The organism is Algihabitans albus (assembly GCF_003572205.1).
In the GTDB taxonomy this organism is placed as follows: Bacteria; Pseudomonadota; Alphaproteobacteria; order Kiloniellales; family DSM-21159; genus Algihabitans; species Algihabitans albus.
This window is the reverse complement of the sequence record NZ_QXNY01000006.1, coordinates 112,391-132,326: the sequence shown is the minus strand read 5'-3', so window position 1 is coordinate 132,326 and position 19,936 is coordinate 112,391. Positions and strand designations below refer to the sequence as shown.

Genomic DNA, 19,936 nt, shown 5'->3' with positions numbered 1-19,936 from the left:
GCCGACGAACGACCGGCAAAGCATCGTGACGCGAGGGCCTCGTCTAAAAATCAGCAGACACTGGAGAGGGTTCAGGCGGCCAGCCGGCGGGCCAGCGCCTCGGCCACCGGGGCATAGGCGAGGTCGAGGATCTCTGGCCCCGCGTCCTCCGAACGCATGCGTTCGCTCAGTTCGCGCCGCCAGGCCCGCGCGCCCGGCAGACCATTGAAGAGGCCGAGCAGATGGCGGGCGATGGCCTTGGCCGGCACGCCATCCTGTCGCTGCCGCTCGATATAGGCTTTCATTTTCTCGAGCACCGCCTGGCGCGTAGGGTCCGGACCGTCGTCCCCGAAGAAGCGGCGGTCGACCTGGGCGAGGACCCAGGGGTCCTGATAGGCGGCCCGTCCCAACATCACGCCGTCGACCTGTGCAAGCTGGGCCTCGGCCTGGTCGAGATCGGTGAGACCGCCGTTCAACACGACCGTCAGGTCCGGCCGCTCCTGCTTCAGCCGCTGCACGACGTCGTAGCGCAGCGGCGGGACCTCCCGGTTCTCCTTGGGGCTCAAACCCTGGAGCCAGGCCTTGCGGGCATGCACGATGAAGGTCTCGGCCCCACCCTCCCCGGCGACCACCTCCACGAAGCTGCGGAAGTCGGCGTAGTCGTCCTGCGCGTCGATGCCGATCCGGCACTTCACCGTGACCGGCAGCCGGGTCGCCGAGCCCATGGCCGCGATGCAGCGCGCCACCAGCGCCGGCTCCGCCATCAGGCAGGCGCCGAAACGCGCGTTCTGCACGCGGTCGCTCGGACAGCCGACGTTGAGATTGACCTCGTCGTAGCCCCAGGCCTCGGCCAGGCGCGCGCAGTCGGCCAGGGCCGCCGGATCGCAGCCGCCGAGCTGCAGCGCCACCGGATGCTCGGACGGATCGAAGGCCAGAAACCGCTCCGCCCGGCCATGCAGCAAAGCGCCGGTCGTGATCATCTCCGTATAGAGCCGGGCACGCCGCGAGATCAGGCGCAGGAAGTACCGGTCATGCCGGTCCGTCCAGTCCATCATCGGCGCCACGGAAAATCTATGCAATTGATCTTTCACGATTTTTCGGAACACCAAAGCATTGAGCCACACCGAAACTAGCCCATCTTGAGCTGAATTGCACACCTGTGGACGCCTTGTGATCTCTCGGTGCGCGCAGGGCCGCAACCACCTTGACCCATGTGCCCCTCGGGCCGTTGGCGCGTCCAGATCCGGCGAAAAGCCGCTACGCCTCCGAGACTGTCCGGACCATCGTGACGCCCAGCTCCGGGCCTTGGAAATGGAGTGCCGTGCGGACCACGGCGAGAGCATCTCTGCACACAGGCCGGAGGACATAGCGACCTTCGGCGACTTAATCGACCTGCACGTTACCGATCTGCAAGAGGTCAAGAAGCCGTTGCGCCGCTCGAAGGCCACGCCCTGCGGCGGCTGAAGGAGCAGTTGGGCCCGGCGGCACTGGGATCGGAGTTCTCCTACATCGCCAAGGTCATCACCCATGCCACCGCCGTGCACAGCATCGACGTTTCCAAGGAACAGGCCGTTCTGGATCATCCCGCTCTTGGCCATTGCAGGCCTGCATATGCGAGAGATCATGGGCTACTGCTTCATGGTCTTCTTTGCCGCCAGGCTCGTCCTGAGCGGGGCACTCCTGATCATCGGGGGCTAACCGATACCGTCCAGCCGGAGCCTCGCCTTTGACGGGTCTTCGGCGATCCTGAGCAGCGACATCCGATGGGTCCGATCCGACCGGAGAGAATGAGAAACTGGCAGAGTAGTAGAACTCAGGCAGCGAAAGACGTCGCCGCGCCCGTTCAGGGCTCATGTTCTGCGCGGACCACAAGAGCATGTCGGGAGGATCTGGCTTCGCAGGGCAGGATCGTCAACACCCTATCGACTAGGGGCGTTTCCGCGCTCGGGGCAGAGCCGCACCGCTTGCGCCAGGAGTGAGCCTGCCGGCCGGACGCCAAAACGACCCGGCCACATAGACGGCGATCCCAAACAGCAGGCCAAGCGCATTGACGACGAGCCCCTGGGGCTCGGTTTGCGGATAGAGCAGCAGCGCGCCCGCCAGAAGGAAGCCGATCCGGCGCAGCGGTTCCGGCGAGCCGGCGATCCAGCCGACCGAGGCTGCCGATATCAGATAGACACCGGCGGCGGCGGCGGCCACGGACCAGAAGATATCGCCCGGCTCGCCGATCATCAGAAGCGTCGGCGAGAGCACGAAGAGGAACGGGACGATATAGGCCGACCAACCGTAGCGCATGGCCGTGACGGCCGTCTGCATCGGCCGCGCATCGGCAATCGAGGCGGCAAAGAAGGCGCCGATCCCGACCGGTGGTGTGACCATCGACATCATGCCGAGATAGAAGATGAAGAGGTGGGCAGCGATCGGCTCCACCCCGCTCTGCACCAGCGACGGCGCGATCAGAACGGCGAGCAGCAGATAGACGCCGACTGTCGGCATGCCCATGCCCAGGACGAGACAAACGGCCGCGGCAATCAATAGCAGGAGCAGAAGATTGCTCCCCCCAAGCGCCACCAGCGAGAAGGTCAAGGCGAAGCCCAGGCCGGTAATGTTCAGAACCCCGATGATGAAACCGGCGGCGGCGGCAATCATGACGATGTCGATAACCGAACGCCCGGTATCGGTGACGGCGCCAAGAATGGCCGTCAAAGTCATGCGGTTGTGATAGCCCTTCAAGAGACCGACCGCCAGGGCGACGGCGCAGCCCCAGAGCGCAGCCGTCTCCGGCCGTTGTCCGAACCAGAAGAGCGCAGCGACAATGGCGGCAAAGGGCAGGATGAAGACCCACCCGCGCCCGGCCACCGATCGCGTCTTGGGGATCTCCTCCCCATCGACCACGGCAATACCGTCCCGCGCCGCCTGCAGATCCACCTGAACGAAGACAGCGAGGTAGTAGAGAACCGCCGGGATGATCGCGGCTATGACGACGTCGGAATAGGGTTTCTGCAGGATATCCGCCATCAGAAAGGCAACAGCCCCCATGACCGGCGGCACGATCTGCCCTCCGGTCGAGGCGACTGCTTCGATCGCGGCCGCTTGATGCCGCTTGTATCCCGACCGGGTCATCATGCGGATGGTGACAACTCCGGTCGCGACGATGTTGGACACCACGACGCCGGAAATGGACCCGAACAAGCCGGAGGCGACGACAGCGATCTTCGCAGAGCCGCCGCGTCGGCGGCCCATCAACCCCATGGCGATGTCATTGAAGAAGTCGGCGCCGCCGGACTTCAGCAGAAGTTGACCGAAGAAGACAAAAGCGATGACGACCGTGGCCGCGACCATAAGGGTCAAGCCGAACAGCCCGTTCGCATCGAAACCGAGATAGATCAGAAGCCGCTCGGGCGCGACGAAGCGCGTCTGCAGGTCCCCAGGGATCTGATGGCCGAGGAGGCCCAGCGCCAGAATCGTGAGAACGACGACAACCAGCATCCAGCCGGTCGTCCGGCGCAGGCCCTCCAGCACGAGTACCAACATAACGACGGCAAGCGCCAAGCCTTCCACCGGCAGATTCATCTGCTCGGCAACGAGCCTGGGATAATCGAAGGCGATCCATAGCCCTCCGGCAAGACCGGCAGCCGCCAGCATCCGATCGACCATGGGCAAGCGTGACGGTCGGGAGAGGAAGACCAGCCCGAGCGAGAGGGCGAGAACGACGGCCAGGAACTGTTCCGTATAGAGACCGTAGCCGAACCTCGCCGGTAAATCGCTGGCCCAGGCAAGTGCGACCAAGGTGAGTGCGAAAGCCAGCAGCCCCGCGCTGCGGTCAGTCAAGCGTTTGGCGACCGGTTCGGCAGTAGCGGAGTCTGCGGCTGCGGAGGCTGCGCCGGGGCGGCGTGCCATCGTTCAAAAAGCTCTCTTTGCGACCGCATTCTCCTCGAAGAAGCGGACCGCACCCGGATGGTAGGTCGCACCGGGGTAATCGACATAGGCGGCCTCGACCGAGAAGGCACGCAACGGCGGATAGGCCTCGCCAAGCGCGTCCTCGGCCTCGGCCATTGCGGCCAGGAGTGCATAGACCGTCTCGTCGGGTACATGGGCCCCGGCCACCAGGACATTGTCCCAAGTCACCATCATCATGGGCGCCTCGATCCCGACGCGATAAGGCGCAGGTGTCACCTCCGAAAGGTAGAAGGCAGGACGCACCGCCTGAATGCGCTCAAGAGCTGCCGGGTCGCTGTCGATCTCGAGGAAGCGAACGCCATCCACGGCCGCATCGACCTCGGCGACCTTGGGTCCGCCAACGGCGAAGAAGGCCGCATCTGTGCGGCCGGAGACCAGGTCGTCGGAACCGCGGATCAGGCCTGGAACCGGAACGCCGACGACATCGTCGTAGGTCAGTCCGCCAGCCGTCAAAATCGCGGAGACATGAGCGTTGGCAATCGGAAACGCATTCCATCCAGAGGAGACGCGCTTGCCCTTCAAGTCGGCAATTCTGTCAATTCCCAGGTCTTCGCGAACGTAGAGGCCAACGGGCAGCGCGTTGAGCTTGGCGACGACCCGGAGCTCGCTCTGTGCGTTGTCCCGGTAGTCGGCCTCCCCGGCAACGGCGACGATGACATCGTTGATGTCGTTGATAGAGAACTCGGCAAGTCCCTGATGGACAGCCTGCATCATGGCCAGGTTGCCGCCGTAAGGCTGCACGACCATGCGGATGTCGCCGTGTTCCCGCACGGCACCGGCGATCACGTTTCCCATGGTGTTCCAGACCGAGCCTTGCGGCAGCGTCGCGATGGAGACGGTCTGCGCCACGGCAGCCCCCATGGAAAGCGTCAGCGCAAATGCGCCGCAGATAAGCGTCCTCACAAGTTGCATGTTTTCCTCCCTCGGAAACTGAACTGCCCGCGCTATTCCGCGTCAGGCTGATTGTTGGGCGCCGCCGCCTCGAAAGCCGGAAGCGCCATGCAGGCATCGAAAATCCTTTGGATCGTCGGATAGTCGGCGATGGAGACGGAGAAACGCCGATTGCTCAGGACCTGGCCGGCGAGACAGATGTCGGCCAAGCTTGGCGATTCGCCATGGCAGAACTGTCCTGTCTCTGGCTCCTGCGAGAGGCGTTGTTCAAGCGGCGCGAAGGTCTCGGACACCCAATGGCGGAACCAAACTGCAACAGCTTCCTCGTCGGCACCGAGAACCTCGGACAGATAGCGCAGCACACGAAGATTGTTGATGGGGTGGATATCGAGCGCGACCGCCTGCGCCAGACTCCGGACCCGCGCGCGCGCCCAGGGGTCGCTCGGCAGAAGCGGTGGCTCGGGATTGGTTTCCTCGAGCCACTCGATGATCGCCAGAGACTGGGCCAGAGGACCCTGCGGCGTCTCGAGAGTCGGCACCAAGCCTTGCGGATTGAGGGCAAGATGCCGGCTGTCGCGCTGTTCGCCCTTCCGCAGCGCATACGGCAGATAGGCGTAGTCGAGGCCCTTCAGGTTCAGCGTGGCGCGGACCCGAAACGAGGTGGACGACCGAAAAAAGTTGTGCAGGACGTAGCCCATCACAACGCCGGCCCGATCGGCGTCCGGATCTCGCCGAGTCCCTCGACCCCACCGGTGATGATATCGCCCGGCACCACGGGGCCCACGCCAGCGGGCGTCCCGGTCATGATCAGGTCGCCGGGCGCAAGAACAATCGAATGGGACAGGATCGAAACGTGCTCCCTGACCGACCAGATCAAGTCAGCAAGATCTGCGTCCTGCTTGATCTCGCCGTTGACCGCCAACCAGATGCGACCCTTCTCGACCGACGGAACCTCGAACATCGGCGTCAAGGGTGCGATGGGTGCCGACAGATCGAAGGCCTTGCCGAAATCCCAGGGCCGTCCCTTGTCGCGCGCCGCTAGCTGCAGGTCTCGCCGTGTCAGGTCGATTCCGACGGAGGCGCCCCAGAGATGATCAAGGACCTGATCGGCCGGTATGTTCCGGCCTCCGGTTCCCACCGCGACCACAAGTTCGATCTCGTAGTGGAAGTCTTTCGTCTCCGGCGGATAGGGGATCTCCTGGTCGTTATCGACAACGACATCCGCCGGTTTGGTGAAGAAGAAGGGTGGTTCGCGATCCGGGTCCTTGCCCATTTCGCGCGCATGAGCCGCGTAGTTGCGGCCAACGCAGAAGATACGACGCACCGGGAATCGAGCCGCAGAGTTGCGCACCGCGACGGAGGCCTGAGGCGGCGGAGCGATCACGAAATCGGTCATAGTTGGAACTGCCCTCGAGGTTTCGAACTGCTGGCGCGCTATCGTTACTGATTGCCTCGGCGTTCGCGCCAAAGGCCAAGCTTCTCTTGTACCGGGCGGTCGGAGTAGCTGAAGAGCACGGCGTCCTCCGCAACCTCGTGCACCACCTCCCGCCAGGACGGCACCACGACGACATCGCGCGGGGCCCAGGTGAAACTTTCGCCGTCGATTCTGATGCTGCCGCACCCCTCGACCCCGACGAAGACCGTGGCATCGGTCGAGCGGTAGGGTCGCGTGACGAAGCCCTTCGGCAGCAATTGGAGACAGGTGCCGATGGTCGGCATCGCCCAGCCGCCGTCGAGGGGATTGACGTAGCGCATCTTCAGCCCGTGCCAGGGATCCCAGTCGTCACGGGCACGCAAACTCTCTAGCGCTTCGCGCGAGCGCTCGTAGGGATAGTTGAAGACCGGCGAGGTCGGCGTTGTTTTCTCGAAGCCGACGGGCAGCATGTTGGTGCCGAAGCGGGCCAGGCTGTCGCCCTCCGGTTTGCTGAGCGGCTGTTCGTCCTCGCCGAGAGCCTCGGCGAAGGACGCATCGAGAAACTGGACAATGGGAATGTCCAAGCCGTCGAGCCAGAGCACTGGCGTGTCGGAGGTGTTGCCGTGATCGTGCCACTCCCAGTTCGGCGTGATAATGAAGTCGCCGAAGTGCATCTCCGTCTTTTCGCCGCCGACCGCGGTGTGGCCGCCCTTTGCCTCAAGCACGAAGCGCAGCGCCGATTGGCTGTGGCGATGCGCCGGCGCAACTTCGCCCGGCATCACAAGCTGGACGCCGCAATAGAGCGATGTCGTGACCTTGGAGGTACCCTTCAGGCCAGGGTTCTCCAGAATCAGTACGCGTCGTTCGGCCTCTTTCGCCGTGATGAACTCCGCTGCCTCCATCAGGCGCGCCCGCACGGCTTCGTAGGTCCACTTGAAAGCGACGCAGGGGCTCTTGGGTTCAGGCGTGATGATCCCAGCCATTACGGACCAGAGCGCGCGCAGATTCTCCGGCTCGATCTCCTGATAGAAGGCATCGCGCGTCGCGGTGTCGGCGGAAGGCTGGGACCCCATGGCGGTCTCCTTCAGGCGCTTGCAGGGTGAGAGAGGTTGAGACGACGGAGCGCCTGCCGGTCGATCTTGTCCGTACCGGTCTTCGGCAGGCTGTCGACGAAGACGACCTCGCGCGGGTACTTGTGCGGCAGCAGCTTCGTTTTGGTGTAGACCTTGAGTTCCTCGGCCAACGCGACCTCCGGCTCGATCCCCCGCGCCGGAGCAATCCAGGCCTTGATGGTCAAGCGTTTGTCCGCCATCTCCACGGCCTGGACACAGGCTTCCTGGACCTTCGGGTGTTCGTTGAGAGCGAGCTCGATCTCCAACGGATAGACCCACTGGCCCGAGACCTTGACGAGATCGTCCGCACGGCCGCGAAAGAAATGGAAGCCGTCTTCATCGCGAACGAAGCGGTCGCCGGTGTGAATCCATCCGTCCTTCATCGTTTCCGCAGTCTTCTCCGGCCGGTTCCAATAGAGCTCGGCACCCGAGAGGCCGCGTACCGCCATTACGCCCTCTTCGCCGACGGCAGCCTCCCGCCCCTCGGGGGTCAGCAGCCTCACTCCGTAGCCAGGCACCACGCGTCCGGCCGAACCGCTCTTGCGCAGCTTCGCGTCGTTGGAGAGGTAGATGTGCAGCATCTCGGTGGAGCCGAGACCCTCGACAATGTCCAGTCCGAAGCGCTGCTGCCAGGCCGTCGCGATATCGGCCGAAAGGACTTCCGCTGCGGAGATACAGAGACGTACCGACGAGAGGTCCGCCCGCTCCGCTGTCTCGTCCCGGGCGAGCGCGGTATAAAGCGTCGGCAATCCGAAGAGCAGCGAAGGCCGGTGCCGCGCGATCTGTGCAAAGATGGCCGCGGGCTGGGGCCGACCCTGCATCAGTAGGGTCGCCGCACCGCAGGACAGCGGGAAGACGACCGAGTTGCCGAACCCGTAGGCGAAATAGATCTTGGGAACCGAAAAACAGATGTCGTCCGGTCCGATCTTGAGGATGTGCTTGGCGTAGGTCGCGGCGATGTAGGCCGTATCCTCATGGCGGTGCACGACCCCCTTCGGTCGGCCGGTCGAACCGGACGAGTACATCCAGAAGGCCATGTCCCGCCGCGAGGTCGGACTTTCGGCGAGTTCGGCGGGGGCGTCGGACCAGGGCGGCGTCGCCTCGGCCACAAGCAGCGTTCGACAGGCGCTCTGCGTTATCCCCGCTTCGGAGACGAGATCCCGGTAGGCTGGCGAGACGACAGCGGCAACCGCACCGCTGTCCTCGGCAAAGAATCGGATTAGGTCGGGCGGAGAGAGTGTGTTGAGCAGAACGGGTACGAGGCCGGCGCGCAGCGCCCCCATAATCGCTGCCGGGTAGGCCGGTTCGTCGTCCATGATCAGCAAGACGCGCTCGCCGGGCCGAGCTCCGGCGGCGAGCAGTGCGTTGCCGATACGCGCTGCCTCCTCGGTCAGCCGGCGGTAGGTCCAAACGCCGCTATCGGCGATGATGGCCGGCGCGTCTGCGCGTTGCTGGAGGTTGTCCCAAAGCAGGCGCGACGCGTTGTATGTCTCGGGAAGCGAGAACCCGACCTCGGCGGCCAGTTCGGAAAGCGTCGGTGCGGCACTCATGCCGCCAGCTCCAGATCGATGCCGCGCGTTTCGAGTGCGGTCGTGAAGCCGGGCGCCATCGCGCGCAACCGATCGGCGTCGAGCCGCCCGGCACGCCGGATGTAGCTGAGTGCAAAGCGCCAGGGATCGAGCGCCATATGCTGGTCGAAGTCCTCGTACCAGGCCGATGAACGGCGCGCGGCCGAGACGATCTTCTCCAGGATCGGCTGGCGCGCGGCCTGGTAGGCAGGCAGCGCCGACGCGATATCCCAGTCGTGGCTTTCGAGCGCGCGGATCAGAGCGATGACGTCTTCCAGCGCCAGGCGCGTTCCGGAGCCGATGGAAAAATGCGCGGTATGGAGTGCGTCGCCAACCAGGACGCGATTGCCGCTGTACCAGGTTCGGCAGGAGAGGTCCGGAAAACGGCGCCAGAGGGAGTTGTTGGCGATCAATCGGCCACCGTCCAAGGCCTCGGCGAAAAGACGCTCGCAGACGGCGCGGTAAGCCGGCTCTTCCATCTCGGCGAAGCCGGCACGCTGGAAGCTCTCCGACGTCGTCTCGACGATGAAGGTGGAGCGCCCCGGCGCATAGGCATAGTGATGGGCGTTCATCGGACCGTACTCTGTCTCGACGAACGTCTGGGTCAGCGCCTCGAACTCCCGGTCCGTGCCATACCAGACGAAGCGGTTGGTCCGATCCTGCATTTCTTCACCGAACGGCTCCGGTGCCGAACGTCGCACCAGCGAGTTCAAACCGTCGGCGCCGATCACCAGGTCGGCCTCGGGCAGCGTCTCCAGAGACTTGATCCTGGTTTCGTAATGCGGCCGAACGTCAAACTCGGCAGCGCGCGCCTGCAGCAACTGCATCAGCTCCAAGCGGCCGATCCCAGCGAAACCGACACCGTCGATGACGATCCGCTCGCCGCGATGGACGATGGCGATATCCGACCAGCGCTTCATATGCGGCTCGATCAGATCCGCCGTCTCGGGATCGTCCTCTCGAAGAAACGCCAAGGCCTGATCCGAGAAGACAACGCCGAATCCAAAGGTCGCGTCTGGGGGATTCTGCTCGAAGACCGAAACCTGCGCGTCGGGACGCGCACGCTTGATCAGGATGGCGGCATAGAGGCCCGCTGGGCCGGCGCCCATGACGACCGTTCTCACCTTGTCCTCCCTGTTGGCTGCCACGTTGTGGGTCTCTCCCGTCGTGGCTATCCATTTTCATAATTAATTATGCTATTCGTAATTTTGTCAAGAGGTGGAGTGCCGGAAGGAGGGCAAGATGACGTCGTACGTTGCACGCAGGAGAGTCGACTGGGGGGACTGCGACGCCGCAGGAATCGTTTTTTATCCCAATTATTTCAGATGGATGGACAGCGTGTTCCATGAACTGACCGAGCGCGCCGGTTTCGATCAACGGCGGCTTCGAACGGAGTTCTCGCTGTCGGGTACGCCGCTGATTGACGCCGGCTGCAGCTTCAAGGCGCCCGCCAGCTACGGCGACGATCTGGAGATTTCCGTCGCCGTGACGCGGCTCGGCGAGAGCGGTCTCTCCCTGCTCTATCGCTTCGCCTGTGGTGACCGCGATGTTGCCGAGGGCCGAGAAGCGCGCGTTTTCGTCAAGAGCAGTGGCTCGGGACTTGCCAAGGCGCCGATTCCAGCTTCATTACGCCTGAAACTGGAGGGATTTCATGCGAGATGAAAGTGCCGGACGATAGCGCCGGGCGGGGCCGCAGCGTGCAGTCCGTGGAGACGTCGGTCCGCATTCTGCGCGCCGTCGCCCGAGGTGGCGGCCCGATGTCGTTGTCCGACATCGCAGCACAGGTCGAGATGGCGCCGGCAAAGGTTCACCGCTACATGGCGAGCTTCATTCAGGCCGGCATGATCGACCATCGCGGCAGCGGCAAGTACGACTTGGGATCGGTCGCAGCCGAGATCGGCATGGCGGCGGTCGCCAGGATTGACGTGGTCAACCGCGCCGCCGACAGTCTGCCGGCGTTGGTCGACGAAACCGGCTGCACGGCGATGCTGGCCGTCTGGGGCACGCGAGGACCGACGGTGGTGCGTTGGGAACGCGCCGCAACGCCGCTGGTCAGCATCCTGGGGATCGGGTCGGTGCTGCCCGTCACCCGCTCGGCCACCGGCCAGGCCTTTCTCGCCTACCTGCCCGACCGGGTGGCCGATGAGGCGGTCCGCAAAGAAGTCGGACCTGGCGACATGACCGATATCCAGGCGATACGCCGCAGGGTTCGCGCACGCGGACTGGCAACGGCGGATCAGAACTACATTCCGGGTCTTTACGCGCTGGCCCGGCCCGTTCTCGATCTGCAAAGCAACGCGGCAGCCGTCGTCACGGTGATCTCCACGGACCGCTCGCTTCTCGACGAAAACGGCCCTGCCTGGCAGCAGATGATCGCCTGGCGGGACGGCAGCCAGAGCTGACAGACACGTGATGCGGCCCCTTGATGCGGCGCGGTCAAACGAAGGGCCGGGAACCTAGGCCGCGGCCTTCTGAAAAAACCGCATGGTGAGTTCGCAAAAGGCCTCGGGATACTCGATCATGACCCAGTGACCGCACATCGGGAAAATGTGTCCCTCCGCCTGTTCGATCTTGCCGAGCGCGTCGTAGGCCTTCTCGACCTTCACCATGATGTCGTTCTTCCCTGCAACGACCAGCGTCGGCGCGGTGATCCCGGCCAAGTCTTCGCGGGAGTATTCCAAGCCGTTGGTGCCGGCCCATTTCATGATCGCCTTGTAGGCTGCCTTGGCATCGGGCCGCTGCGACATCTCGAAGCGATAGTCGATCATTTCCGGCGTTGCTTCGTAGTCGTAGGTCAGCGCATCGACGATGCGTTCCATCCCGGCCTTGGTGTCGTCGAAACCCAGCACCGCGCCCAGGTTCGGGCGGTTGTCGATCATGTCCTGCGCCGAGACGTTGATCGCCGCCCCCATCAGCACGAGGCTCTTGACGAGATCGGGACGTTCGATGGTCACGCCGCAGGTGGTCGAGCCGCCCATCGAGTTCCCGACCAGATGCACGGGGCCCTCGTCCAAGACTTCGATAAAGGCGGCGAGGTGCGTGTTGCGCGTGGCCTGCGTGTAGTCATAGACGCTGGGGTCAGGCTTGTCCGAAAGCCCGAAGCCCGGCATGTCGTAGGCAACAACCCGGTACCGCTCTGCATAAACGGGTATGTTGGTTTCGAAGTTTGACCGCCCGTCGGCGCCGGCACCGCCGCCGTGTACCAGGACGAGGGGCTCTCCCTCGCCGCGCTCGACATAGTGCGTGCGGATCCCCGCAGCCTCGACATAGCGGCTCTCGAACTGTTCGAACACGCTCTCGCCTCCCTTTCATGTTGGCTGCCGTCCGGCAAGATCGCGAGGCACCCTCTCTCCTTCTGCGCATCGCATCGGGAGATACGGTCACTGGCGATCAGACGAATGGCAGGCCATATTTTGTTCGTTCGAATAATTTCTTGGCCCCACGTGATTTGTCAAGAATTTTTATTCAATCGAACAATTTTTTGAGAGCGACAAGGCCTGTCCAGCATCGCTGCGTTGACCGCCATACACCCCCCGTATATCCCTCCTTATCGGGGACGTTTCAGAGAGTGACGCCGCGCTGTCTGGCGTCGTTCAGTCTTCGGTCCATGCAAACACTGCCGGCAAGAAACCTGAACGAAAGTCGAATGCCATGAAGCCAAGTCGGAAACCGCGCAAAACCGGCAAATCGGCCGCCGCCAAGTCCGACAGGTATTTCGTCGATCCAGTGCTGCTTCAGCGTCTGAGATTCGCGCCGGAACCGCAATTCCGTCAGGAGCGCGCCAAGCGCTCCCAGGAGCAGATTGTCACCGCCGCCCTGCAAGCCTTCATGGAGAACAGCTACGATGGCGTCTCTACGCACGACATCGCGCAGCGCGCGAAGGTGACACAGGGCCTGATCACCTATCACTTCAAGTCGAAGGAAGGCGTGTGGCAAGCCTCCATGGACAAGTTCTTCGGTGACTTCCGTAACGAGCTTGCGAACCGCATCTCCGAACTGAACGACATCGACGATCCACTGTTCTACAAACTGGTCATCCGTCACATCGCCCGCTGGCCGAGCCAGCACCCCTTCATGACTCAGTTCATGGCTGAAACCGGACGCCACCATCGGGACCGGATCGCCTGGATCGTCGAGCGCCACATCCGCCCCGTCTACCAAGTCCTGGGTGAGATCCTGAATGCCGGCAAGTCTCAGGGCATCATCAAGGATTTACCGACGCTGAATCTCCATTATCTGCTCATGACAGCCTCTTCAGTATTTTCGCTGAGAGAAGAGATCCTGCTGCTATCCGACATCGATGTTCAATCAGCGGAGTTCATCGACGAGCACACCGAAACGATGGTGAAGCTCTTTATCGAGACATAGCCGCTGCGGCCGTATGGTTGCCGCGATCCAGTTGCCGGCGCTGCGCTTCAGTCCGAATGCGGCACATTGCCTTCGACCATGTGAAACATCCGTCCGACCGGCTCTTCCCAGATGAGATTGCGCTCCATCGCGCGGGCCGGCATGTCCTGGATGACGTATTGGATCGCTAGCTCGGAACCGGTGTTGACGTGTTCGTGGAGCGCCCAGGGCGAGCAGGCGAAGGTATCGCCCCTTTGCCATTCGAACTTGTGTCCGCCGACCACCGAGTACCCCTCGCCTTGGATGATGTGGTAGAGGGCATAGGAATTGTGGCGGTGCGGGACGATGTGCTCGCCCGGATTGATGGCCTGAATGCCGAGGAAGATCGACGGCAGCACGCCTCCGGCTTCGCCGGTATCGGCGTTGACCAGCGCGATGAAACGGCGGTCGGCGCGACGCAAGGGATCGTGGGCGACTTCCTCCAGACGCGGTTTCAGGTCCGACCAACGCCAGTAGGCCGGACGAATGTTGTCCTTGACCAGAAAGGGATAGTACTCGTCATCGGTCATGAAACGTGCCCAGGGCGTGACCTCGGTCGGCTCCATGTCGTGGCCTTCAATCGGCGGGCTCTTGTGCTCAACGTCACTCATCGTCCACTCCCTTGTTTGCCGTCTTGCAGGTGAGTCTCACGGTCGGCCGAAACCGCCGACGTACCAATCGAGGAACGTCAGCGTACGGCGCCACGCCTCGGCTGCGGCGACCGGCCGGAACACCGGGCGAAAGTCCTCGTCGAAAGCGTGCGGCGCGCCGCGGTAGGTACAGATCTCGAACGTCTTTTGGCTGCTCCGAAGAGAGGCCTCCAAGGCGTCGACCTCCTCGGAAGAAATCAATCGATCCGCGGTTCCGAAGTGACAGAGCAGCGGTGCCTTGAGGTCGTCCGCCCGCTCGAGTGGCGAGGTGGGTTTGTCCTGGGAGGTCTCGCCGTAGCGAACGGTTCCGTAGTAGTTTACGGTCGCAGCCAACCCATCCTGCTCGCAGGCTGCGAGGTACGCGTACATTCCGCCGATGCAGAAGCCGAGCGTGGCGATACGATCGGGCACGACCCTCGGATGCCGGCGCAGTTGCGCGACTGCGGCATCGATGTCGGAGAGCACCCGAGGGTCCGGAAGTGCACGCACGGCGGCGCCGATCCGCTCCGGCGTCGAGACGTCCGGAGCTTGGCCTTCGCGGGAGAAGTAGTCGAGAACGACGACTGCATACCCGCGGCTCGCCAAACGCTCGGCGACTCGCGTCACGTAGCGGTTGACGCCAGCGATCGCCGGAAGCAGCAGAACCGCCGGTGCAGGCATGAGGCTGCCGACCGGTTCCGCGAAGAGAGCCGTGAGCTCTTCTCCGCGCGCTTCGTTCTTAAAGGAAAAGTCCTGCACCGCACACTCCCTGTTGTCTTCAGGGAGGATAGAGGCTCCAGCGCTATTGACTAGACGGCTGACATGAATGCCGTATCTTCACAACATGAATACCAAAGACTTCGACTTGAACCTGCTGCTGGTCTTCGATGCGGTCCGGCGCCATGGCACGGTGTCCAAGGCGGCCGATGCTCTGGGATCGCCCCAGTCGACGGTTAGCAACGCCTTGAGCCGGCTTCGGACCGCCTTTGCCGATCCGCTCTTCGTGCGCTCGGGCAATGGAATGCTCCCAACGCCCTTCGCCGAGCAGATTGCGCCCCTGGTTGCCGAAGGTTTGAAGTCCATCGACCTCAGCCTGAGGCAGAGTCCGGGCTTCGACGCCCAGACGGCGCGACGAGAGTTCACGGTGATCATGAGCGATATCGCCGAAGTCGTGGTGCTGCCTCGGCTGCTGGATGCCTGCCGCGAAACCGCTCCTGCCATCAGCTTCCGCACCCAACAGATGCCGATGAACGAAATCCTCGGCGCCCTGCGCTCAGGCAGTGTCGACCTTGCCCTTGGCTTCATCCCGCAACTCAGGGGCGCGATGCGGCAACTGCTGTTCGAAAGCAGCTACGTGGTGATCGCCCGGCGCGCGACAGGCAGCGCCAGGATACCGATGGACCGCGCCACCTTCCTGCAGCGACGACATGCCGTCGCGATCCTGCAAGGAACCGGACACAGCATCGTCGAGCGCACCCTCAGTCGCTTCGGCTTGGACAACCAGATCGGCGCGCGCGTGCCAAACTTTCTTGCACTTCCGCCAATCGTCGCCTCAAGCGACATGCTCGCGACCGTTCCGCGCCCCCTCGCACTCCTGATGCAAGGCATCGCTAAGATGGACATCTACGAGCACCCGCTGCCGCTCCGGCCCTTTCCGGTGACTCAGTTTTGGCACGAGCGCTACAACTGGGATCCCGCCAGTCGGTGGCTGCGCGAAACACTGCGCAGGGCGGTCGCCGGCGTCTCTCTCCTGCACGGCGGGGGTCGCAGAAGAAGATAGCCGCCGGGCCGCAGTAGACCGGCGGTTTCGCACGACAGGCGGGAGCGGCAAAGGGCACCCTCTTGCTCCAGAGCCTTCGGACCCTTGCCCTGCTCTCTCATAGAGTTGGAGAGCGATTCACGTCGAAGGCGGAAGTGTATCGCTTCCGCCGCGTCCGCCTGCAACGATCGCGCTCTAGACGTGCATCTCGATTGCTGCCATTCCCGTCAGCCAGGCAGGCATCGCTTCGTAGAAGATCTTGCGCCCCTTCGCGCCGTCGACCGCACCGGCCATGACCAGCCAGTTGAGCGTCTCCAACCCGCCGTTCCCTGCGCGTTCGAGGATCTCAGCCGCTTCCAGACCGGCCACATCCTCCGCCTTCCCGGACTCGAAGCAGCCGAGCACCCAGGAGTCGTAGTCGACGTTGACTTCCCCCATGCGCGGTATCGCCAGCCAATGGGATAGACCGCCCGTCCCGACCACGACGATACGCTCGTCCTCGGGCCGATTGGTCTCGATGGTCTTTCGCAAGGCCTTGCCAAGCGCATAGCAGCGCGCCGGCGATGGGCAGGGCCGCATATGCGGGTTGGTCATAAAAGGCACCACGGGGATACGCCCCTGCGGCGAGAAGAACAGGGCCGGAATGCTGAGGCCGTGATCCGGGCGCAGCTGGCGGAAGAAGCCGATGTCGAAGCCTTCCTCGGCGGCCGTTTCGACCAGGGAAACGCCGAATTCGGTATGGCCCTTAAAGGGTTTCTGGGGCACGTTCATGTCCCCATAGGGTGTGTACTCGTTCGCAAGGCCGACCGCGAAGGGCGATTGCAGGGCCGTCCCGTGATTGTACATGTGATCGTTCGTCACGATCAGGATGATGTCCGGTTTCAGCGCGGCGATCTTCTCACGGATGGACTTCAGCCCCGCGAACACGCGGTCGGCCTGCTCCTCCACGCCCTTGCGTTCCATGAGAATGTGCGACGTCGCAAAAGCCCCTACGATCCTACCCATCTCAAAACGCCTCCATCTCGCGCAAGTAAAGCTGATCGACCGTTACGTGGTTTCGCACCTGCTCGTTCACGACGAGAGACCACTGCATGCAGAGGATCGGATGAACGCCCAGGGCGAGCATGCTGGGAGGAGCCCCTTCCCGCAAGGCCGCCTTCTGCTCCTCGCTCAGCCCGTAGTCGCTGAAGACCGCCTCCAGATCCTGGGCCATGCGCTCCTTTAGGCCCGGCACGTGATGGACGTCTTCAATCATTTGCTGAACACGATAGACGGTACTGTCTTCCGTACAGCCTCCTGGCATCTTTGGTTTTCTTGTCATTGGCTCTCCTCCCTTCGGTGTTTGGCCGCTTTCCCTCTCTATCGTCGGAGTGAAGAGTCCGCGGCGCCTCCAGTCGCCGGCGGCAGAGCTCGGTTCTCGGTCTAAGACGCACGCTCGCGCTGCTTGACGAGATCAAGAGCCACGTCGACGATCATGTCCTCCTGTCCGCCCACCATCCGCCGGCGCCCCAGTTCGACCAGAATCTCTCGCGCATCGACGCCATACTCCTGGGAAGCCTTCTCGGCATGCCGCAAGAAGCTCGAGTAGACCCCGGCATAGCCCAGCGTGAGCGTTTCGCGGTCAACCCGAACCGGGCGATCTTGAAGAGGACGCACCAGGTCCTCGGCCGCGTCCATCAGCTTGAAGAGGTCCGTGCCGTGCGCCCAACCGTAGACGTCGGCGGCCGCAATGAAGACCTCGAGCGGGGCGTTGCCGGCGCCGGCGCCCATACCGGCCAGCGAAGCATCCACTCTCCTGGCGCCGTGCTGCACAGCCGCAATCGAGTTCGCGACCCCGAGGCTCAAATTGTGATGTGCATGAATGCCACGCTCGGTCTCAGGCTTTAGCAGACAGTCGTACGCATCGAAGCGCTCCGCCACGCCGTCCATCGTGAGCGCCCCGCCGCTATCGGTGACGTAGACACAGTGGACACCATAAGATTCCATCAGCTTCGCCTGCTCGGCGAGGTTCTGCGGCGTGGTCATGTGAGACATCATGAGGAATCCGGAGACGTCCAGTCCCAGGCGCAGCGCCTCCTCGATATGCTGCCGGGAAATGTCGGCTTCCGTGCAGTGCGTCGCGATTCGAACCGAGACGACGCCAGCGTCCCTTGCGCATTTCAGATCTTCTATCGTGCCGATCCCGGGCAGCAGAAGCGTCGTGAGCCGCGCATGCTTCAGAGAGCTGGCGGCGGCATCGATCCAGTTCCAGTCGGTACTGGCACCGAAGCCGTAGTTGAGGCTCGACCCGCTGAGGCCGTCCCCATGGGACACTTCAACTGCATCGACGCCGGCTTCGTCGAGCGCCGATGCAATCTCTTTCACCAGTGCAACGGAGTACTGATGGCGAATGGCGTGCATGCCATCGCGCAGCGTCACATCCTGGATGTAGAGTTTACCTGCCGCCTTGCTGGTCATGAGACCGCCTCCGCCTGTCGCAGTTCTACAAGCCGCTCCGCGGTGGTCAGGGCCGCAGAGGTCATGATGTCGAGGTTCCCGGCATAGGCCGGCAGGTAGTGCGCGGCCCCTTCGACCTCCAGGAAGGCCGAGACCTTCAGACCCGTGAAGGCGCAGTCGAGATCGGGAATGTGAAGGGGCTTGTTATCGCCGATCCTCTCGAACTGAACCCGCTGCTTGAGGCGATATCCGGGCACGTAGGTCTGAACGTCCTTGACCATAGCCTCGACGGACGCCTCGATTTCGGTCTCCTCGGCCATCTCGGTGAGGCAGAAGACCGTATCGCGCATGATGAGCGGCGGCTCGGCCGGATTCAGAACGATGATCGCCTTTCCATGGGCTGCCCCCCCGACCTCCTCAATCGCCTTCGCCGTCGTCTCGGTGAACTCGTCGATGTTCGCACGCGTCCCCGGACCGGCCGATTTCGAGGCGATGGAGGCAACGATCTCGCCATAGGCGACCTTGGCGATCCGGCTGATGGCAGCGACGATCGGAATCGTCGCCTGACCGCCGCAGGTCACCATGTTCACGTTGGACGCGGTCAGATGTTCGTCGAGATTGACCGGCGGAATCGTATAGGGACCGATCGCCGCCGGCGTGAGATCGATGACCTGCTTTCCGTGTCGACGCAAAATCTGGTCGTGCTTGACATGTGCCTTAGCCGACGTTGCGTCGAATACGATCGAGATGTCCGGGAAGTTCGGCATCTTCACCAAACCGTCGATGCCCTCGCTGGTCGTGGCAACGCCCATACGGCGCGCACGCGCCAAACCGTCGGACTTCGGATCTATCCCGACCATCGCAACCAGCTCGAGCCTTTTCGACAACCGCATGATCTTGATCATGAGATCGGTGCCGATGTTGCCGGAGCCGATGATGGCGCACTTGACCTTACCCACGGATCAGATCTCCTCTGCGAAGTCCGCGATGACCGAGCCAAGTCCTTCGATCGTCGCCTCGAAGCGGTCACCGGGCGCAACGGCCACCATGGGACCCAAGGCGCCGGACAGGACGACGTCACCCTTTCCCAGTGGACGGCCGCTCTTGGCCATGATCTTGGCGAGCCAGAGGGTGGACGTGAGAGGGCTGCCAAGACAGGCAGACCCCTGTCCGATCGACGCGATCTCCCTGCGGCCGTCTGCCGACTGCCTGACCATCGACATGCGGCAGCCGCGCAGGTCCAGCTGACCGAGCGTCCTCGGGCAGTCACCCAGGACAAACAAGCCGCTTGAGGCGTTGTCCGCCACCGTATCGACGATCCGGATATCCCAGTCCTTGATCCGGCTTCCAACGATCTCCAATGACGCGACGGCATAGTCGATCGCACTGAGCACATCCGCGCTGGTCAAGCGCGCGTCATCGAGAGCGTCCTTCATGATGAAGGCGATCTCCGCCTCAATACGCGGCTGCATGACGCATGACACCGGAATGGGAAGCCCCTGAGGCGCATCCATATCCGCGAACAGCATCCCGTAGTCGGGCTGATCGACGCCGAGCTGCGTCTGAACCGCCGCAGAGGTGAGGCCGATCTTTCGGCCAACAAGGCGCCGGCCCTGGCGCAAGCTCTCCTCCGTCAGCCGCTCCTGGACCCGATAGGCGGCCTCCAGATCATCCGCTTGAAGAATATCGCGAACGGGCGCACAGGGAACCCCGGTCTGCTGTGCTTCTGCCAATTGCCGAGCTACCTCGACAATCTCGCTATCATCGTTCGCCACCGGCTTCTCCCTAAAATGTCAGTCGGT

21 protein-coding genes are annotated in these 19,936 nt (G+C 63.2%); 5 read left to right on the top strand and 16 right to left on the bottom strand.

The genetic code is table 11. The annotated features are described in order from the left end of the window. Positions 1-71: 71 nt before the first annotated feature. Positions 72-1,058 (bottom strand): tRNA dihydrouridine(20/20a) synthase DusA, encoded by a 987-nt coding sequence (gene dusA / locus DBZ32_RS17410; RefSeq protein WP_328587493.1) that lies wholly within the window; start codon positions 1,056-1,058, stop codon positions 72-74. A gap of 448 nt (positions 1,059-1,506) precedes the next feature. Here dusA and DBZ32_RS22695 point away from each other — a divergent pair, with 448 nt between their 5' ends. Then, on the top strand, positions 1,507-1,677 hold the full coding sequence (locus DBZ32_RS22695; RefSeq protein ID WP_119168521.1) for a TIGR00366 family protein: 171 nt from the start codon (positions 1,507-1,509) through the stop codon (positions 1,675-1,677). Positions 1,678-1,905: 228 nt separating this feature from the next. Here DBZ32_RS22695 and DBZ32_RS17400 read toward each other — a convergent pair whose 3' ends face one another. The 7 genes from DBZ32_RS17400 to DBZ32_RS17370 are packed head-to-tail and all read right to left on the bottom strand — an operon-like array spanning position 1,906 to position 10,048. Continuing rightward, a complete protein-coding gene (locus DBZ32_RS17400) occupies positions 1,906-3,879 on the bottom strand; it encodes a TRAP transporter permease (protein WP_119168520.1) in 1,974 nt (657 codons plus the stop codon). Positions 3,880-3,882: 3 nt separating this feature from the next. Continuing rightward, positions 3,883-4,851, bottom strand: a complete 969-nt coding sequence (locus tag DBZ32_RS17395; protein ID WP_119168519.1) for a TAXI family TRAP transporter solute-binding subunit — start codon at positions 4,849-4,851, stop codon at positions 3,883-3,885. A 32-nt stretch (positions 4,852-4,883) separates the two neighbouring features. After that, the gene (gene maiA / locus DBZ32_RS17390; RefSeq protein ID WP_208539287.1) at positions 4,884-5,528 is read right to left on the bottom strand and encodes a maleylacetoacetate isomerase; all 645 of its coding nucleotides are present in this window, start codon (positions 5,526-5,528) and stop codon (positions 4,884-4,886) included. Continuing rightward, on the bottom strand, positions 5,528-6,226 hold the full coding sequence (locus tag DBZ32_RS17385) for a fumarylacetoacetate hydrolase family protein (RefSeq protein ID WP_119168517.1): 699 nt from the start codon (positions 6,224-6,226) through the stop codon (positions 5,528-5,530). Before DBZ32_RS17385 ends, maiA begins: the two co-directional genes overlap by 1 nt. A 44-nt stretch (positions 6,227-6,270) precedes the next feature. Continuing rightward, positions 6,271-7,317 carry a gentisate 1,2-dioxygenase gene (gene gtdA / locus DBZ32_RS17380; RefSeq protein WP_119168516.1) on the bottom strand — a complete coding sequence of 349 codons (1,047 nt, stop codon included), beginning with the start codon at positions 7,315-7,317 and terminating at the stop codon, positions 6,271-6,273. 11 nt (positions 7,318-7,328) lie between these two features. Beyond that, a complete protein-coding gene (locus tag DBZ32_RS17375) occupies positions 7,329-8,906 on the bottom strand; it encodes a benzoate-CoA ligase family protein (protein ID WP_119168515.1) in 1,578 nt (525 codons plus the stop codon). After that, positions 8,903-10,048: an FAD-dependent monooxygenase gene (locus tag DBZ32_RS17370; protein WP_119168865.1), complete on the bottom strand. Its 1,146-nt coding sequence runs from the start codon at positions 10,046-10,048 to the stop codon at positions 8,903-8,905. The genes DBZ32_RS17375 and DBZ32_RS17370 overlap by 4 nt, the downstream gene beginning before the upstream one ends. A 118-nt stretch (positions 10,049-10,166) precedes the next feature. Here DBZ32_RS17370 and DBZ32_RS17365 point away from each other — a divergent pair, with 118 nt between their 5' ends. Together DBZ32_RS17365 and DBZ32_RS17360 are read left to right on the top strand one after the other, a co-directional pair. Beyond that, entirely contained in the window at positions 10,167-10,586 is a 420-nt protein-coding gene (locus DBZ32_RS17365) for an acyl-CoA thioesterase (protein WP_119168514.1), read from the top strand. Beyond that, the gene (locus DBZ32_RS17360; protein WP_119168513.1) at positions 10,583-11,326 is read left to right on the top strand and encodes an IclR family transcriptional regulator; all 744 of its coding nucleotides are present in this window, start codon (positions 10,583-10,585) and stop codon (positions 11,324-11,326) included. The genes DBZ32_RS17365 and DBZ32_RS17360 overlap by 4 nt, the downstream gene beginning before the upstream one ends. Before the next feature lie 54 nt (positions 11,327-11,380). Here the strand turns inward: DBZ32_RS17360 and DBZ32_RS17355 are convergent, their stop codons facing one another. Next, the gene (locus tag DBZ32_RS17355; RefSeq protein ID WP_119168512.1) at positions 11,381-12,217 is read right to left on the bottom strand and encodes an alpha/beta fold hydrolase; all 837 of its coding nucleotides are present in this window, start codon (positions 12,215-12,217) and stop codon (positions 11,381-11,383) included. A gap of 433 nt (positions 12,218-12,650) precedes the next feature. On the opposite strand from DBZ32_RS17355, the gene DBZ32_RS17350 reads away from it, so the two are divergent. Further along, positions 12,651-13,292 carry a TetR/AcrR family transcriptional regulator gene (locus tag DBZ32_RS17350; RefSeq protein ID WP_162906817.1) on the top strand — a complete coding sequence of 214 codons (642 nt, stop codon included), beginning with the start codon at positions 12,651-12,653 and terminating at the stop codon, positions 13,290-13,292. A 47-nt stretch (positions 13,293-13,339) separates the two neighbouring features. Here DBZ32_RS17350 and DBZ32_RS17345 read toward each other — a convergent pair whose 3' ends face one another. Both DBZ32_RS17345 and DBZ32_RS17340 read right to left on the bottom strand, forming a co-directional pair. Continuing rightward, positions 13,340-13,921 carry a cupin domain-containing protein gene (locus tag DBZ32_RS17345; RefSeq protein ID WP_119168510.1) on the bottom strand — a complete coding sequence of 194 codons (582 nt, stop codon included), beginning with the start codon at positions 13,919-13,921 and terminating at the stop codon, positions 13,340-13,342. Between the two features lie 36 nt (positions 13,922-13,957). Beyond that, positions 13,958-14,698: a dienelactone hydrolase family protein gene (locus DBZ32_RS17340; protein WP_119168509.1), complete on the bottom strand. Its 741-nt coding sequence runs from the start codon at positions 14,696-14,698 to the stop codon at positions 13,958-13,960. Positions 14,699-14,783: 85 nt separating this feature from the next. On the opposite strand from DBZ32_RS17340, the gene DBZ32_RS17335 reads away from it, so the two are divergent. Next, positions 14,784-15,719: a LysR family transcriptional regulator gene (locus tag DBZ32_RS17335; RefSeq protein ID WP_162906816.1), complete on the top strand. Its 936-nt coding sequence runs from the start codon at positions 14,784-14,786 to the stop codon at positions 15,717-15,719. 174 nt (positions 15,720-15,893) lie between these two features. On the opposite strand, the gene DBZ32_RS17330 is transcribed toward DBZ32_RS17335, so the two are convergent. From DBZ32_RS17330 to DBZ32_RS17310, 5 genes are all read right to left on the bottom strand, one after another. Continuing rightward, positions 15,894-16,703, bottom strand: a complete 810-nt coding sequence (locus DBZ32_RS17330) for a DODA-type extradiol aromatic ring-opening family dioxygenase (RefSeq protein ID WP_119168507.1) — start codon at positions 16,701-16,703, stop codon at positions 15,894-15,896. A 1-nt stretch (position 16,704) separates the two neighbouring features. After that, complete coding sequence (locus DBZ32_RS17325; protein ID WP_119168506.1) at positions 16,705-17,019, bottom strand: hypothetical protein; 315 nt, start codon at positions 17,017-17,019, stop codon at positions 16,705-16,707. Positions 17,020-17,120: 101 nt separating this feature from the next. Further along, on the bottom strand, positions 17,121-18,155 hold the full coding sequence (dmpG, locus tag DBZ32_RS17320; RefSeq protein WP_119168505.1) for a 4-hydroxy-2-oxovalerate aldolase: 1,035 nt from the start codon (positions 18,153-18,155) through the stop codon (positions 17,121-17,123). After that, positions 18,152-19,093, bottom strand: a complete 942-nt coding sequence (locus DBZ32_RS17315; RefSeq protein ID WP_119168504.1) for an acetaldehyde dehydrogenase (acetylating) — start codon at positions 19,091-19,093, stop codon at positions 18,152-18,154. Before DBZ32_RS17315 ends, dmpG begins: the two co-directional genes overlap by 4 nt. Positions 19,094-19,096: 3 nt before the next feature. Further along, a complete protein-coding gene (locus DBZ32_RS17310) occupies positions 19,097-19,909 on the bottom strand; it encodes a 2-keto-4-pentenoate hydratase (protein WP_119168503.1) in 813 nt (270 codons plus the stop codon). Positions 19,910-19,936 lie beyond the last annotated feature (27 nt).

What these genes read in the sequence shown, in the direction of transcription:
- DBZ32_RS17395 (WP_119168519.1), bottom strand. Translation starts at nt 4,851, where the DNA reads ATGCAACTTGTGAGGACGCTTATCTGCGGCGCATTTGCGCTGACGCTT.
- DBZ32_RS17400 (WP_119168520.1), bottom strand. Translation starts at nt 3,879, where the DNA reads ATGGCACGCCGCCCCGGCGCAGCCTCCGCAGCCGCAGACTCCGCTACT.
- DBZ32_RS17345 (WP_119168510.1), bottom strand. Translation starts at nt 13,921, where the DNA reads ATGAGTGACGTTGAGCACAAGAGCCCGCCGATTGAAGGCCACGACATG.
- DBZ32_RS17360 (WP_119168513.1), top strand. Translation starts at nt 10,583, where the DNA reads ATGAAAGTGCCGGACGATAGCGCCGGGCGGGGCCGCAGCGTGCAGTCC.
- DBZ32_RS22695 (WP_119168521.1), top strand. Translation starts at nt 1,507, where the DNA reads ATGCCACCGCCGTGCACAGCATCGACGTTTCCAAGGAACAGGCCGTTC.
- DBZ32_RS17325 (WP_119168506.1), bottom strand. Translation starts at nt 17,019, where the DNA reads ATGACAAGAAAACCAAAGATGCCAGGAGGCTGTACGGAAGACAGTACC.
- DBZ32_RS17335 (WP_162906816.1), top strand. Translation starts at nt 14,784, where the DNA reads ATGAATACCAAAGACTTCGACTTGAACCTGCTGCTGGTCTTCGATGCG.
- DBZ32_RS17385 (WP_119168517.1), bottom strand. Translation starts at nt 6,226, where the DNA reads ATGACCGATTTCGTGATCGCTCCGCCGCCTCAGGCCTCCGTCGCGGTG.
- DBZ32_RS17365 (WP_119168514.1), top strand. Translation starts at nt 10,167, where the DNA reads ATGACGTCGTACGTTGCACGCAGGAGAGTCGACTGGGGGGACTGCGAC.
- DBZ32_RS17375 (WP_119168515.1), bottom strand. Translation starts at nt 8,906, where the DNA reads ATGAGTGCCGCACCGACGCTTTCCGAACTGGCCGCCGAGGTCGGGTTC.
- dmpG (WP_119168505.1), bottom strand. Translation starts at nt 18,155, where the DNA reads ATGACCAGCAAGGCGGCAGGTAAACTCTACATCCAGGATGTGACGCTG.
- DBZ32_RS17330 (WP_119168507.1), bottom strand. Translation starts at nt 16,703, where the DNA reads ATGGGTAGGATCGTAGGGGCTTTTGCGACGTCGCACATTCTCATGGAA.
- gtdA (WP_119168516.1), bottom strand. Translation starts at nt 7,317, where the DNA reads ATGGGGTCCCAGCCTTCCGCCGACACCGCGACGCGCGATGCCTTCTAT.
- maiA (WP_208539287.1), bottom strand. Translation starts at nt 5,528, where the DNA reads ATGGGCTACGTCCTGCACAACTTTTTTCGGTCGTCCACCTCGTTTCGG.